The 14295-nt window shown below is 66.8% G+C and carries 17 protein-coding genes; 2 read left to right on the top strand and 15 right to left on the bottom strand.

Annotated features, from left to right (window positions below):
* Nucleotides 1-22: 22 nt before the first annotated feature.
* The 8 genes from ABE483_RS07735 to ABE483_RS07700 form a co-directional block, all read right to left on the bottom strand.
* Nucleotides 23-292, bottom strand: coding sequence for a hypothetical protein (locus ABE483_RS07735; protein WP_121038721.1), 270 nt, complete (start codon nucleotides 290-292; stop codon nucleotides 23-25).
* A 252-nt stretch (nucleotides 293-544) separates the two neighbouring features.
* On the bottom strand, nucleotides 545-1792 hold the full coding sequence (locus ABE483_RS07730; RefSeq protein ID WP_346481459.1) for an NAD(P)/FAD-dependent oxidoreductase: 1248 nt from the start codon (nucleotides 1790-1792) through the stop codon (nucleotides 545-547).
* 64 nt (nucleotides 1793-1856) lie between these two features.
* On the bottom strand, nucleotides 1857-2063 hold the full coding sequence (locus ABE483_RS07725) for a cold-shock protein (protein WP_019183439.1): 207 nt from the start codon (nucleotides 2061-2063) through the stop codon (nucleotides 1857-1859).
* An 88-nt stretch (nucleotides 2064-2151) separates the two neighbouring features.
* Entirely contained in the window at nucleotides 2152-2898 is a 747-nt protein-coding gene (locus ABE483_RS07720; protein WP_313211365.1) for an S-methyl-5'-thioinosine phosphorylase, read from the bottom strand.
* Complete coding sequence (locus ABE483_RS07715) at nucleotides 2898-3452, bottom strand: hypoxanthine-guanine phosphoribosyltransferase (RefSeq protein WP_019183441.1); 555 nt, start codon at nucleotides 3450-3452, stop codon at nucleotides 2898-2900. Before ABE483_RS07715 ends, ABE483_RS07720 begins: the two co-directional genes overlap by 1 nt.
* A complete protein-coding gene (gene nagZ, locus ABE483_RS07710) occupies nucleotides 3452-4459 on the bottom strand; it encodes a beta-N-acetylhexosaminidase (protein WP_346481458.1) in 1008 nt (335 codons plus the stop codon). The genes ABE483_RS07715 and nagZ overlap by 1 nt, the downstream gene beginning before the upstream one ends.
* A 67-nt stretch (nucleotides 4460-4526) precedes the next feature.
* Entirely contained in the window at nucleotides 4527-5219 is a 693-nt protein-coding gene (locus tag ABE483_RS07705) for a DsbA family oxidoreductase (RefSeq protein ID WP_346481457.1), read from the bottom strand.
* A 45-nt stretch (nucleotides 5220-5264) separates the two neighbouring features.
* Entirely contained in the window at nucleotides 5265-5768 is a 504-nt protein-coding gene (locus ABE483_RS07700) for a CYTH domain-containing protein (protein ID WP_313219071.1), read from the bottom strand.
* A gap of 78 nt (nucleotides 5769-5846) precedes the next feature.
* Between ABE483_RS07700 and ABE483_RS07695 the strand changes: the two genes are divergently transcribed.
* Nucleotides 5847-6458 carry a hypothetical protein gene (locus ABE483_RS07695; protein ID WP_346481456.1) on the top strand — a complete coding sequence of 204 codons (612 nt, stop codon included), beginning with the start codon at nucleotides 5847-5849 and terminating at the stop codon, nucleotides 6456-6458.
* A gap of 12 nt (nucleotides 6459-6470) precedes the next feature.
* Here the strand turns inward: ABE483_RS07695 and rlmD are convergent, their stop codons facing one another.
* The gene (gene rlmD, locus ABE483_RS07690) at nucleotides 6471-7805 is read right to left on the bottom strand and encodes a 23S rRNA (uracil(1939)-C(5))-methyltransferase RlmD (protein WP_346481455.1); all 1335 of its coding nucleotides are present in this window, start codon (nucleotides 7803-7805) and stop codon (nucleotides 6471-6473) included.
* 137 nt (nucleotides 7806-7942) lie between these two features.
* On the opposite strand from rlmD, the gene ABE483_RS07685 reads away from it, so the two are divergent.
* The gene (locus ABE483_RS07685) at nucleotides 7943-8677 is read left to right on the top strand and encodes a response regulator (RefSeq protein WP_313219076.1); all 735 of its coding nucleotides are present in this window, start codon (nucleotides 7943-7945) and stop codon (nucleotides 8675-8677) included.
* A gap of 70 nt (nucleotides 8678-8747) precedes the next feature.
* On the opposite strand, the gene recO is transcribed toward ABE483_RS07685, so the two are convergent.
* From recO to lepA, 6 genes are all read right to left on the bottom strand, one after another.
* Nucleotides 8748-9473 carry a DNA repair protein RecO gene (gene recO, locus ABE483_RS07680; protein ID WP_346463033.1) on the bottom strand — a complete coding sequence of 242 codons (726 nt, stop codon included), beginning with the start codon at nucleotides 9471-9473 and terminating at the stop codon, nucleotides 8748-8750.
* 31 nt (nucleotides 9474-9504) lie between these two features.
* A complete protein-coding gene (gene era, locus ABE483_RS07675; protein WP_121038751.1) occupies nucleotides 9505-10401 on the bottom strand; it encodes a GTPase Era in 897 nt (298 codons plus the stop codon).
* A complete protein-coding gene (gene rnc / locus ABE483_RS07670) occupies nucleotides 10398-11078 on the bottom strand; it encodes a ribonuclease III (protein WP_313211357.1) in 681 nt (226 codons plus the stop codon). The genes era and rnc overlap by 4 nt, the downstream gene beginning before the upstream one ends.
* Complete coding sequence (locus tag ABE483_RS07665) at nucleotides 11068-11451, bottom strand: DUF4845 domain-containing protein (protein ID WP_088434521.1); 384 nt, start codon at nucleotides 11449-11451, stop codon at nucleotides 11068-11070. Before ABE483_RS07665 ends, rnc begins: the two co-directional genes overlap by 11 nt.
* Before the next feature lie 32 nt (nucleotides 11452-11483).
* Nucleotides 11484-12278, bottom strand: a complete 795-nt coding sequence (lepB, locus tag ABE483_RS07660) for a signal peptidase I (RefSeq protein ID WP_313211356.1) — start codon at nucleotides 12276-12278, stop codon at nucleotides 11484-11486.
* Nucleotides 12279-12378: 100 nt separating this feature from the next.
* Entirely contained in the window at nucleotides 12379-14169 is a 1791-nt protein-coding gene (gene lepA / locus ABE483_RS07655; RefSeq protein WP_313211392.1) for a translation elongation factor 4, read from the bottom strand.
* Nucleotides 14170-14295: the final 126 nt, after the last annotated feature.

Below are 14295 nucleotides of genomic sequence, written 5' to 3'. Positions count from 1 at the left end.
GACCCCAGCTACGTTGCCTGGATCAGGCAGCCGAGGCCAACAGGTCGGGCATCAACCGGATATCCGGTGCATTCGGATTGGGCCGCACGGGTTGCCGCTGGATCGCGGTCAGCATGTCATGGGCGGCGGCACGGATGCGCGGATGGTGCTCCGGCGCGGCGTGCGTGATGAGGCTGGTCACATGGAACTCGAACACGTCTTCCATCACGTCCGGCTGATCCTCATGCAGCATCTGCAGTAGTCCGCGCAGTTTGCGGATTTCACTTTCCAGAGTTTCGGCCGAGAACAGCATTTCAATCTCCTTGGGTTGCGATCGGTCCACCGGACCGTAGGTCGCAAACGCAGCATCACCGTACCACCCCGCCGTCGCGGGCCTCCACGCGATCAGGAATTGGACGCGCATCAGCGGTGTCAGCAGGGCGCGCATGGATAAGCGCGCGAGCGCTGCGTTTGCCAGAGTGTTGTCCCATGCCAGCGGTGAGTCCACCGTCAATGAATGTTATTCACGCCTTCACATCGGCGCGTGCACCGATACACAGGGGTATCAGCTGATGCCATCCGTCGCTCGCGCGGCATGCATCGCCTGCACGAACGCGGGCGACAACGGCAGTCTGCCCAGCCAGCCCCGTTGGGTTCCGCTGAGCACGCGGAGCATATGCCCGCGCCCACCCGGCACGCGGCCCATGGGTTGGAACAGCACATCGCGTGCGCGCGCCAGTCCATCGCGTTCGGACTGGAACAAGGGCGTCAGCCATCGACTCCAGTACTGGTAGATCGCCACGTGGGCGCGCCGCTGCACCTGGTAGGCCCGCAGCGCGACATCGGCATCGGCGTGCGCACGCAGTGCGTCGCGCAACGCCAGCGCATCCATCAGCGCCATGTTCACGCCCTGCCCCAGCTGTGGACTCATCGCGTGCGCCGCATCGCCGACCAGCACCAGCCGCCCGCGATGCCAGCGCGAGAGCACGGCGTCGCGGTACCCGGCGCGGGCCAGTTGACCCGGTTCCGTCACGCCGGCGAGGCGCTCATGCGCCTGCGGCCACAGCGTGGCGATCTCATCGAGCCAGTGGGCCATGCCGTCACGCTCCCACTGTGCGAAGCGGTCACGTGGCAGGCTCCAGAAGAAACTCAGCTGTGGCGCATCGTTGCCCGGCCGGGTCCCTACCGGCAGCAGCCCGATCATCTTGCGCGCGGCCACATAGCGTTGCCGCAGTTCATCCACGTGCGGCCAGTCGCCGCGCGGCAGCAGGCACCACAGCGCGCCCCACGGGTATTCGCGGTCCAGCGAGGTGCCCTGCACCTGCGCGCGCAGCGAGGAGGCGGCACCATCGGCCGCAATCACCAGATCGTACGGCCCGTGCCAGCGCCCGTCTGTGTCACGCACGCGTCCCTGCGCGGTGTCGACCTCGACGATGGCAGTACCGGCCTGCAGGTTGCCCGGCTGTTCCCACGCAGCTGCCAGCAGCGAGAACAACGCGCCGCGCTGCATGCCCACGCCGTACAGTGCGGCATCCAGATGGACATACCGCATGTCCATCACCGCGCGTCCGCACGGCGTCTCGCCGTACAGGCGACGCACGGCAGCGCCGTGGCGGAGCACCGCGGGCAGCAGATCCATCTGCCAGAGCACGTCCAGACCGCTGGGCTGGAGCAGGAACCCCGCACCGACGGGACCCGGGGTGGCGGCACGCTCGAATACGTGCACCTCGTGATGGTCACGTGAAAGCAGGATCGACGCTGCTTGGCCAGCGGTGCCGTAACCGACGATGGCGATGGTGCGACGAGGGGACATGCGCGGACTCACTGATGAAAAAAAACCCCGCCGAAGCGGGGTTTTCAATGCGCAGCTGAAAAAATCACTCAGCCGGCACGATGTTCGAGGCTTGGGCGCCCTTCGGGCCCTGGGTCACGTCATAGGTGACCTTCTGGCCTTCCTGCAGACTGCGGAAGCCCTTGGAGTTGATCGCGGAGAAGTGCGCGAAGACGTCGGCGCTGCCGTCCTCCGGCGAGATAAAGCCAAATCCCTTGGCGTCGTTGAACCACTTGACGGTACCGTTCGGCATGGTGATGCGAGACCTTCTTCTATGAATGGGTGGTGTACGCTCAACCAGCGCACTGGCGGAGTATGCAAACCTTGTACCGGAATGACAATCACCCCCGTGCCAATTCACCGATCAATTCGGGCAGTCCGGAGGAGGCAGCGTCCACATTGGCCAGTACTTCGGCCATCGTGATTTCATCGCCATCGCCACAGCCGGCGGCCCAGTTGGCCACAATCGCCAGGCACGCATAGTCCAGGCCAAGCTCACGGGCCAGGCTCGCTTCGGGCATCCCGGTCATGCCGACCAGATCGCAGCCATCGCGGCGCATGCGCGCGATTTCCGCATTGGTTTCCAGGCGCGGGCCCTGGGTGGCACCGTAGCAACCACCGTCCTGCAGGCGCACGCCGGTCACTTTCGCCGCGGCCAGCACCTTGCTGCGCAGCATCGGTGTATACGGGTGCCCGAAGTCCACGTGCAGCACCTCGGTACCCGGCTCTTCGCACAGGGTGGAGATGCGGCCCCAGGTGTAATCGATCAGCTGGTCCGGGCAGGCCAGCACGCGCGGGCCGAACGGTTCGGTGATCCCGCCAACTGTATTGAGCGCAAGCACGCGCTGCGCGCCGATCTGCTGGAGCGCGGCGAGGTTGGCGCGGTAGTTGATCTTGTGCGGCGGCAGCGAGTGGCCTTCACCGTGGCGCGCCAGGAAGGCCACGCGCTGGCCCAGCAGCGTGCCGACGCGGATCGGACCGGACGGCGTGCCGTACCGTGTCTCGACCTGGTGGCTGCTCACGTCATCGAGCTGGGCCAGCTTGTAGACGCCGGTGCCGCCGATGACGGCGAGAGAAATGTGCTCCATCATTCCTTCATCGCGTAGATGGCCGGCACGCAGCGCAGCGTTTCGTTGACGTCCATGCCGAACCCGAACACGTAGCGGTCCGGCAGGTCGATGCCAGCGTAGTCGGCCTTGACGTCCGGCAGCGCGCGGTCGTGCAGCTTGACCGTCAGCGCGGCGATGCGCACGTCGGTGGCACCCTGCTCCAGGCACCAGGTGCGCACGCCCTGCAGCGTGTAACCCTCATCCAGGATGTCATCGACCAGCAGCACGCGGCGGCCGAACAGCGCGGTGGCCGGCTTGTGCTTCCAGACCAGATCGCCGCCGGTGGTTTCACCGCGGTAGCGGGTGGCGTGCAGGTAATCGAACTGCACGTCCTGGCCGCGTGCGCCCAGCTCCAGCGCAAGCTGGCCGGCGAACGGCAGCGCGCCGTGCATGATCGACAGGAACAGCGGGACCTCGCCCTTGTAATCGCGCGCGATGGCGTCGGCGATGCCAGCGATGGCCTTGTCGATGGTGGGACGGTCGACCAGCAGGTCGGCCTGGGCCAGGGCCTGGGAAATGGTGAGGTTGGGCATCAGACGGTTCTTCCAAGGGTGTCAAGCAAACGGGATTGGGTGGTGCCGTGGCGGGAATCGGCCAGCAGGCCGTCCCAGCCCAGCGCGCCGCGACCGATCAGGCCGAGCAGCGCAGCGGTGTTGAGGGCGCGGCCTTCGACCGCGCGCAGTGATTCTTCCACCAGTTCGGGGTGGCAGACCAGCACCACGTCGCAGCCGGCATCCAGGTGCGCATCCACGCGCGCCTTGACGCCACCGGCCGAGAACGAGGCGGCCATGCCGATGTCATCGGAGAAGACCACACCACGGAAGCCCATCTCCTCGCGCAGGATCTGCTGGATCCAGCGTGGCGAGTAGCCGGCCGGCTCCGGCGCGACCTGTGGGTAGACCACGTGGGCCATCATCACCGCATCGGCGCCGGCAGTGATGCCGGCCGCGAACGGGATCAGGTCCAGCGCGCGTAGTTCATCGAGCGAACGCGGGTCGCTGGCATCGTGGAAATGGGTGTCTTCCAGCACGGTGCCGTGCCCGGGGAAATGCTTGAGCGTGGCAGCCATGCCGACGCTGTGCATGCCGCGCACATAGGCAGCGGTGAACGCAGCCACCACCTGCGGGTCCGCGCTGAACGCGCGATCGCCGATGGCCAGGTTGCCACGGCCCAGATCGACCACCGGGGCGAAGCTGAGGTCCACACCGCTGGCGCGCACTTCACTGGCCATCAGCCAGGCATGCTGTTCGGCCAATGCCAGCGCAGCCTCGGGATCGGTGGCGTACAGGGCATCGAAGCCCTGCAGCGGCGGCAGCGCGCTGTAACCGTCACGGAAGCGCTGCACGCGCCCGCCTTCCTGGTCCACGCAGATCAGCTGCGGGCGCGGCGCGGCGGCGCGGATGGCCGCCGACAGCTCGGCCACCTGCTCGCGCGAGGCGAAATTGCGCTTGAACAGGATCACGCCGGCCACGGCGTCGTGCTGCAGCCACTCGCGTTCCTGGGCGGTGAGTTCGGTCCCGGCAACGCCGATCACGAGCATGGGGTGTCTCCAATACGGGGCGCCACCATGGCGCACTGCCGCATTGTCGCAGAACCCGCGCGCAGCGTCAGACCTCGCAGCCGTCCGGGGCGCAGCCAGCGCCCTGCCCGGCAGCCCCTGCCGGCGGGGTTTCCGCCGCGATCTGGCGCAGCGCCTGGGCGAAGGCCTCCGGCGGCTGGGCCCCCTGGATGGCGTACGTATCGTCGATCACGAAGGTGGGCACCGACTGAATGCCAAACCGCTGCGCCTGCGCCAGTTGTGCCTGGATCTCCGCCAGCCCTTCCTCACCGGCCAGCAGTGTGGTGATCCGATCGGCGCTGAGGCCACCGGCGGCGCCGGCATCGATCAGGGTCTGCGGCTCGGCCAGGTTGCGGCCCTCTGCAAAATGCGCGCGGAACAGGGCCTCGCCGACCGCGGCCTGGACGCCTTCACGCCCGGCCAGCCACATCAGGCGGTGCGCTGGCAGCGTGGTGACCCGGACCTGGCCCTGGTCGAAATCCATCGGCAGGCCTTCAGCGCGCGCAGCGGTCTGGGTCTGGGTCAGGATCTGCTCGGTGCGCTCGGCACTGCCGAACTTGGCCGCATAGGCCTCGCGCAGCGGTACCGGGGTGGTGCCCGCGTCGGGATCCAGCAGGAAGGGGTGCCAGTGCACCTCCACCTCGGGGGCGTCATCCCCCAACAGCGCCAGGCCCTGCTGGAACCGGTGCTTGCCGATCCAACACCAGGGACACACCACATCCGACCAGATATCGATTTTCATCCCGCCAGATTGTGGGTGCTGCGCGGCGTTTACAAGGTCTGGCGGTCAGCCGCGTTCAGCACTGGACCAGCGTGAAAACGGATGGGCAGCCAGCGCCAGATTGTAATAACGGACCTCGTCGGTGACCTCAGCGCCGGCCCAGTCGGGCAGCGTGATGGCCTGATCGGCGTGCTCGAGCTCGACTTCGGCCACCACCAGCCCGGCGTTTTCGCCCAGGAACTCGTCCACTTCCCACAGCAGCCCCTCGTGCTCGACCAGATGCCGACGCTTGTCGATCAACCCGCCGACACACAGCGCCAGCAGCGCGCGCGCATCGTCCACCGGGATCGGGTAATCGAACTCCTGCCGGGTATGCCCGATCTCGCGCGATTTCATGTTGAGGAAGGCCTGCTCGCCCTGGATGCGCACGCGCACCGAGGCTTTCTGCGCGCCGCTGTCCAATGAGGCGGTGTCGTTGAGATAGCCCTGCGCCATCGGGATCACCGCGTGCGCGGCAGTGCGCCAGCCCTCACCGGTGACGAGGTATTTGCGTTCGATTTCAATGCCCATGCGCACAGTATGCGGCGATCACGATCATGCGGCCACGGCCTGCTCCCATACTGGTCGGCTGCCCTGCAAGGACGCCCGATGAAGCCGCTCTTCCCCACGCTGTTGTTGACCCTGCTGCCACTGCCCGGGTTCGCCGCGACGCCGCCCACGCCTGCACAGATCGAGGCGGCGATCATGGCCATGATCGAGGCGGAGAAGAAGCCGGCGGCCTCCGCGCAGGATCTGCTGCTGCAATCGATGTTCACCCCGCGCGGGTTCGAGCATGGCCCGTGCTTTGCCAGCACGAGGGTCACCGGTGCATACGAGTGCCTGGTCGGCATGGAGATCGGGCTCAAGAACCGCTACCGGATGCTGCGCTTCGTTCCGCAGGGCATGGGCTGGGCGATGCAGCGGGCCGATGTCGATGCGCCGGTTCCCCCGCGCGAGCGTGTCCGCGAACTGCTCATCGAACAGCTCGGTCATCGTGCCGCATCCATCACCGATGCCGCCGCCCGCGACGAACTGCGCGCCTACCAGCAGCGCGTGCAGATTCTTGCGGTCGACGACTGCGAACTGCACAGCACGCAGTCGCCGGACATCCGCTGCGATATCACCGCGGGCGATGACACCGAGCGCGGGACCTACCCGCAGACCTATGTGTTCGACGCACAGGGCCAGTGGCAGAACGCCGCACCGGGGAACGGCCGGTAAGCGCGAACGCCGTCAGCGCTTTTCGAACACCGCGATGCTTTCCACGTGCGCGGTGTGCGGGAACATGTCCATCGCGCCGGCCGAGACCAGGGTGAAGCCCTGCTCATTGACCAGATAGCCGGCGTCGCGCGCCAGCGAGCCGGGATGGCAGCTCACGTAGACGATCCGCTTGAACTGCTTCAGCGGCAGCTGCTGCAGCACTTCGATGGCGCCCGAGCGCGGCGGATCCAGCAGCAGCTTGTCGAAGCCCTGGCGCATCCACGGCGTCTGGCGCTGGTCCTGGGTCAGGTCCGCTGCGTAGAACTCGGCATTCCCCAGCCCGTTGCGCACGGCGTTCTCTTTCGCACGTGCCACCAGGCCGGCATCGCCTTCCACACCGACCACGTTGCGCACGGTGCGCGCCAGCGGCAGGGTGAAATTGCCCAGCCCACAGAACAGATCCAGCACGCGCTCGTCCGGGCCGGCATCGAGCAGCGCCAGCGCGTGGGCGATCATCTGCACGTTGAGCTTGGCGTTGACCTGGATGAAGTCCAGCGGGCGGAACGCCAGCTCGACATCCCACGGTGCCAGCTTGAACGACAGCGGCACCTCGGCCGGCCACAGCGGGTGCACCGACTCCACGCCGCCGGGCTGCAGCGAGATCGCAAAACCATGTTCCTGCCCGAAGGCGGTCCATGCGGCGCGGTCAGCGTCGCTGAGCGGTTGCATGTGGCGGATGGTCAGGACGATCGCGTCATCCCCGGCGATGAATTCGATCTGGGGGATATCGCGCTTGCCATCGAGCGTCTCGATGAACTCGGACAGCACGCCGACCTTCATGCCGATTTCCGGGATGACGGTCAGGCACTGGCTCAGGTCCGCGACGAAGCGCGGATCCAGCTCGCGGAAGCCGACCAGGGTCTTGTCCTTCTTCTCCACGCGGCGCACCGAGAAGCGGCCCTTGCGGCGGTAGCCCCAGCTGTCGCCGACCAGCGGCGGCAGCACAGTGCCCGGCGTGACGTGGCCGATCCGGGTCAGGTTGTCGATCAGCACGCGCTGCTTGGCCACGATCTGCTGCGACTCCTCCAGATGCTGCAGCACGCAGCCGGCGCAGACGCCGAAATGCGGGCAGCGCGGGGTCACCCGCTGCGGCGAGGCCTGTACGACCTCGAGGGTCCGGGCTTCATCGAAATGACGATTGCGCGCGGTCAGCTCGGCGGTCACCACCTCACCCGGCAGCGCGCCGGTGATGAAGGTGACCTTGCCACCCTCGCCGTCGCGGCGGGCAACGCCACGGCCGTCATGGCTGAGGTCGAGGATGTCGGTCTGGAAGGGGGTTCGGTCGAGGCGGGAGCGGGTTCGGGCCACGTGGCAACAGGCTGCGGGCAAAAAGGGTGCGTATTGTCGCAGATACCAACTGCAAGCTGAGCCGCTATGCCGCCGGGAGGCTTGCGGCGGGCCACTTCACGTTTAAGATGGGCGCAGCTGACATGGAGGCAGCCCAAATGCAGATGACCCCGAGGGATCCCATGCCCCGATTCCTGCTCGTCGAGGACGACACCATCAGCCGCGGCTTCTTCAAGGCCGCGCTGGAAACCCTGCCGGCCCAGGTCGATACCGCCGATTCACTGGCCACGGCCATGGACCGCGCCCGCGGCAGCCAACACGATCTGTGGCTGATCGATGTGAACCTGCCCGACGGCAATGGCACCCAACTGCTGCAGGAACTGCGCCGCTCGCGTCCGGATACCCCGGCGCTGGCGCATACCGCCGACGGCGACACCTCGATCCACTCGCGCCTGCGCGATGCCGGTTTCAGCGAGACCCTGGTCAAGCCGCTGAGCCGCGAGCACCTGCTCAAAGCCGTCCGCCGCGCCCTGGTGCATACCGCGGGCAGCCTGTCGGCGCCGCTCGGCCCGGAGGCGGACGACGCTGACGGCCTGCGTCAGGATTGGGACGAAACCACCGCCCTGGCCGCGCTGAATGGGCAGCGCCACCACCTCATCGCGCTGCGCGAACTGTTCCTGGCCGAGTTGCCCGGCGTGCGCGATGCAGTGGCCCAGGCCCTGCGCGAGGACGATGTACGGGCCCTGCGTGGGCAGCTGCACCGGTTGCAGGCCAGCTGCGGGTTCGTCGGCGCCGCCCGCCTGGCGCGGGCAGTCCGGCAGCTGCACCAGGCGCCGGAGTCGACCGGTGCGCAGAACCGCTTCCGCGTGGCAGTGGACGCCCTGCTGCAGTGAGCGCGGGGCGGCAGCCGGGGCACCGGCGCCGCATGAGTTACCCCGCAAGGATCCCGCGGCCCAGCAGCGCTTACGTGCGCCGCCGGGTCAGGTCCTCCAGCATTTCCCAGGATTTGAGCCCCCGCCCGCCCAGATGGTGCATCAGCACTGCGCGCATCGGCCGGCGCAGGCTGCCCAGATCTTCGGGCCCCGGCATGTCATCGGCGGCCAGCGCCAGCAGCGCGCTGCCGGTGGCCGTACCCCGGCGTTGATCCACGCCACGGTCGCTGAGCAGGCGGCGCGGCCCCTCCTGCGGATCCAGCTCATAGCGCGCCGCCGGGTCCACCGGCTCCTCATCGCTGCCATGCAGCAGATCGAAACCGAAGCCCAAGGCCTCCAGCAGGTCGCGCTCGAAACGACGCAGCGTCCAGGCCAGGGGCTCCCCGTCACGCAGCCGCGCACGCACCTGCGCGTAATGGTCGTATAGCTCGGGCAGCGGATCCTGGCGGGGCGCTAGGCGCATCATCAGTTCGTTGATATAGAAGCCGGCCAGCATCGCCTCACCGGTGAGCCGGGGCGCGGCGTCCAAGGCCTCGGCACCGCGCAGCTGGGCCAGTTCGCCCCGCTGCACGGCCGTCAGGCGGATCCACTGCAGCGGCTGCAGGGCCGCGCGCAACGCCTGGCTGCGCGGGCTGGACACGCCCCGCGCCAGCACCCCGATGCGGCCGTACTGCTCGGTCAGCACCTCGACCAGCAGACTGGTTTCCCGCCAGGCCCGGGCGTGCAGTACGAAGGCCGGTTCATCGTCGATGCGCATGACTCAACCGCCCGGGGCCGGAGTGGCCGGCTTATTCGTAGCCGAACGCCTTGAGCGCGGCTTCGTCGTCGGACCAGCCCTCGCGCACGCGCACCCAGGTCTCCAGGAAGACCTTGGCGCCGAACAGGCGCTCCATCTGCAGGCGCGACTTGGCGCCGATTTCCTTCAGGCGGGTGCCGGCCTTGCCGATCACGATCGCCTTCTGGCCTTCGCGTTCGACCCAGATCACCGCGCCGATGCGCAGCAGGTTGCCGTCTTCGACAAAGCGCTCGATCTCGACCGTGGTCGCGTACGGCAGTTCTTCGCCCAGCTGGCGCATCAGCTGCTCGCGGACCAGTTCACCGGCGAGGAAGCGCTGGCTGCGGTCGGTGATCTCGTCTTCGCCGAACATCGGCGGGGCTTCCGGCAACAGCTTCATCAGGTCGCGGACCAGCGACTCCAGGCCGTTGCGCTTCTGCGCCGAGATCGGGTGCACCGCCGCAAAGGTGCGGCCTTCGGTGACCTGCTGCAGGAACGGCAGCAGCGCGCCCTTGTCCTTCAGGCGATCGATCTTGTTGACCACCAGCACCACCGGGATGCCCGAGTCGCTGAGCACATTGAAGGCCAGGGTGTCTTCGTCATCCCAGCGGCCGGCCTCGATCACCAGCATGCCCGCGTCCACGCCCTCGAGCGAGCCGCGCGCGGCGCGGTTCATCACCCGGTTCATGGCGCGCTTCTGCGCACGGTGCAGGCCGGGGGTATCGACCAGCACGATCTGGCCTTCCGGGTAGCTGGCAATGCCGAGCAACCGGTGCCGCGTGGTCTGCGGGCGGTTGGAGACGATGCTGACCTTGGCGCCCACCAGGGCGTTGGTCAGGGTGGATTTGCCGACGTTGGGGCGACCGATGACGGCCACGCTGCCGGAACGATGGGGGGTTGCTTCGTTCACTTGGAATCCAATTGCTCAAGGGCGGCGGCAGCCGCTTGTTGTTCGGCCAGCCGTCGCGAGGCACCTTCGCCTTCGGTGCTGACAGCGGGGTCGGTTACGCCGCAGCGTACCCGGAAGGTCTTGGCGTGATCGTCACCCGATTCTGACACCAGCTCGTACAGCGGCAGCGCCTTCTGTCGGGCCTGCAGCCATTCCTGCAGCCGTGTCTTGGGGTCTTTCTCGGGCTTGCCGGTGGCCGGCAGGGCCTGCATCGAGGCGCTGAACCAGGGCAGCACCACCGCCTGGCAGGCGGCGAAGCCGGCATCGAGGTAGATCGCCGCGACCACCGCTTCCAGCGCATCGGCCAGGATGGAGTCACGGCGGTGGCCGCCGGTCTTCATCTCGCCGGGCCCCAGGATCAGGCGCTCACCGAGCTGCAGCTCGCGCGCGATCACCGCCAGCGCGCCTTCGCGCACCAGCTCGGCCCGGGCACGGGTCAGCGCGCCCTCGTCGGCCTTGGGCCAGCGTTCGTAGAGCGCCTGGGCCACCATCATGTTGACGATGCTGTCGCCGAGGAATTCCAGCCGCTCATTGTTGGGCGTGCCGGCGCTGCGATGCGTCAGCGCCTGCTGGAGCAGGCCCGGATCGTTGAAGGCGTGACCGATCAGGTCACCGCGTTGGAAGGTCTTAGTCGGCACCGCTACGGGTCAATTCCTGGTTTGAATCAAATTTGCCCACCACGTCCAGATTACCGATCATTTCACGGCGCACTTCGTAGTAGACCTTCATGTTCCAGCCGCCATCGATGCGATCGAACTTCACGTCGGCGGGTTTCACGTTTTCGGAGTAATTGATGTACAGGCGCTTGAAGAACATCTCCTGGATGCGGCGCGGCTCCATGTTGCCCACGCCCGGCTCCTTGGCCAGGCTCTTCATCGCCGACCGCACGGCGTAGTACTCCTGGTACATCGGGAACAGCTTCATCCCGATGTACAGGAAGAAGGCGACCACGATCAGCACCACCAGGAACGAGGTCAAGGTGATGCCGCGCTGCGATGTCATGTTCTTCATTGCGTTCTCCCCAGATACGCGTGTGCCATGAATCAATGGATGGCCGTGCCGATCCGCGACGGTTCGAAGCCGTCCTTGCAGAACCAGCCCGAGCAGTTCAGCCAGATCAGGAACGCCTTGCCCCGGAGATTCTCCTCCGGCAGCAGGCCCCAGAAACGGCCGTCGTCACTGTTGTCGCGATTGTCGCCCATGACCAGGTACTTGCCGGCCGGGACGGTCCACTGCCCTTCGCCTCGCGCGTAATCGGTCTCCAGCACGGTATGCGTGCGGCCCGGCAGGTGCTCGACCAGCAACGAGCTGCCCTCGCCCTGACCGTTGTGGCCTGCGTACAGACCCTTGTTGTCGTATTTGACCGGCTCGCCGTTGAGGATCAGGCCGTTGCCCTGGAACTCGATCTGGTCGCCCGGCACGCCGATCACGCGCTTGATGAAGTTCTCACCCTTGGCCGGATCGTTGTCCGAGTGGCCCGGGAAATGGAACACCACCACGTCGCCACGCTTGGGCTCGCCGAACGGGATCACCTTGGCGTTGTTCAGCGGCAGGCGCAGGCCGTAGGAGAACTTGTTGACCAGGATGAAATCGCCGATCAGCAGGTTGGGCATCATCGAACTGGACGGGATCTTGTACGGCTCGGCGATGAAGCTGCGCACCACCAGCACGATCGCCAGCACCGGGAAGAACGCCCGCGCGTAGTCGACCATCACCGGCTCGGTGTCCAGCAGGCCGGCGCGCTGGGCGCGGCGCTTGGCGAAGTACAGCTTTTCGGCCAGCAGGATCAGGCCCGAGGCCAACGTCAGTACGACCAGGAGGAGCTCAAACAATTTCATGCAGTGTCCTTGGGAACGATTGCAGCGGTGTGGTGTGCCCCTGCGCGTCCGGCGACACCGATCCGGTGCCGCCTGCCGCTGCCGGGAAAGCCATCCGGCCTTACTTGTCCATCTGCAGCACGGCCAGGAAGGCTTCCTGCGGGATTTCCACGCGGCCGACCTGCTTCATGCGCTTCTTGCCTTCCTTCTGTTTCTCGAGCAGCTTCTTCTTGCGCGAAACGTCGCCACCATAGCACTTGGCCAGCACGTTCTTGCGCATCGCCTTGACCGTGGTGCGCGAGATGATCTGCGAGCCGACGGCGGCCTGGATGGCCACGTCGAACTGCTGGCGCGGGATCAGTTCCTTCATCTTCTCGCACAGCTCGCGGCCCCGGCGGTCGGCATGGCTGCGGTGCACAATCAGCGACAGCGCATCGACCTTGTCGCCATTGATCAGCACGTCCACGCGGACGAACGGGCCGGCATCGAAGCGCACGAAGTGATAGTCCAGCGAGGCATAGCCGCGGCTGACCGACTTGAGCTTGTCGAAGAAATCCAGCACCACCTCGGCCATCGGCAGCTCGTAGCTGATCTGCACCTGGCTGCCCAGGTAGTTGATGCCGATCTGGCTGCCGCGCTTTTCTTCGCACAGCTTGATGATGTTGCCGATGTACTCCTCGGGGGTGAGCACGTTGGCGCGGATGATCGGCTCGCGGATCTCATCGACCATGTTCACCGGCGGCAGCTTGGCCGGGTTGTCCATGTTGATGATGCTGCCGTCGGTCTTGAGCACTTCATAGACCACGGTCGGCGCGGTGCTGATCAGGTCCAGGTTGTACTCGCGCTCCAGGCGCTCCTGCACGATTTCCATGTGCAGCATGCCCAGGAAGCCGCAGCGGAAGCCGAAGCCCATGGCTTCGGAGCTTTCCGGCTCGAAGCGCAGCGCGGCATCGTTCAGGCGCAGCTTGTCCAGCGCTTCGCGCAGGTCCGGGTAATCCTCGGCATCGACCGGGAACAGGCCGGCGAACACGCGCGGCTGCATTTCCTGGAAGCCCGGCAGCGGCGTGGCGGCCGGGTCGGCGGCCAGGGTCAGGGTGTCGCCGACCGGCGCGCCGTGCACGTCCTTGATGCTGGCCGTCACCCAGCCCACCTCACCGGCGTTCAGTGCCGGCAGCACCTTGCGCTTGGGGGTGAACACGCCGACGTTGTCGACCTGGTGGTTGCGGCCGGTGGACATCACCTGCAGCTTGTCGCCGGCCTTTATCTGGCCCTGCATCACGCGCACCAGCGAGACCACGCCGAGGTAATTATCGAACCACGAGTCGATGATCAGCGCCTGCAGCTTGTCGGTATCGCGCGGCACCGGCGGCGGGATGCGATGCACGATCGCTTCCAGCACGTCGCCCACGTTCAGGCCGGTCTTGGCACTGACGGCCACCGCGTCGGTGGCGTCGATGCCGATCACGGCCTCGATCTCGGCCTTGGCACGGTCGATGTCGGCGGTGGGCAGGTCGATCTTGTTGATCACCGGCACCACTTCCAGGCCCTGCTCGACCGCCGTGTAGCAGTTGGCAACGGACTGTGCTTCCACGCCCTGGGCCGCATCGACCACCAGCAGCGCGCCTTCGCAGGCGGCCAGCGAGCGGCTGACTTCATAGGAGAAGTCGACATGCCCGGGGGTGTCGATGAAGTTCAGGTGGTAGGTGTGGCCGTCTTTGGCGACATACGGCAGCGAGACCGACTGGGCCTTGATGGTGATGCCACGCTCGCGCTCGATCGGGTTCGAGTCGAGCACCTGCGCCTCCATCTCACGGGCCTGGAGGCCGCCGCAAAGCTGGATGATGCGATCGGCCAGCGTGGACTTGCCGTGGTCGACGTGGGCGATGATGGAGAAGTTGCGGATGAACCGCATCGAATCAGAAGACATAGGTGGCGGCGGCGCGTCGCGTCGTCAGGATGACTGCGGATTATCGCATGGCCGGCCCGGTCCCGCGTGCGGCCGCCCGCGATTGGCGTGATCGGCCCGCCAGAAACGACC

The sequence above is a fragment of the Stenotrophomonas sp. TWI602 genome, assembly GCF_039674045.1.
Classification (GTDB): domain Bacteria; phylum Pseudomonadota; class Gammaproteobacteria; order Xanthomonadales; family Xanthomonadaceae; genus Stenotrophomonas.
The sequence above is the reverse complement of the archived record's forward strand: the minus strand, read 5'-3'. Positions and strand labels throughout refer to the sequence as shown.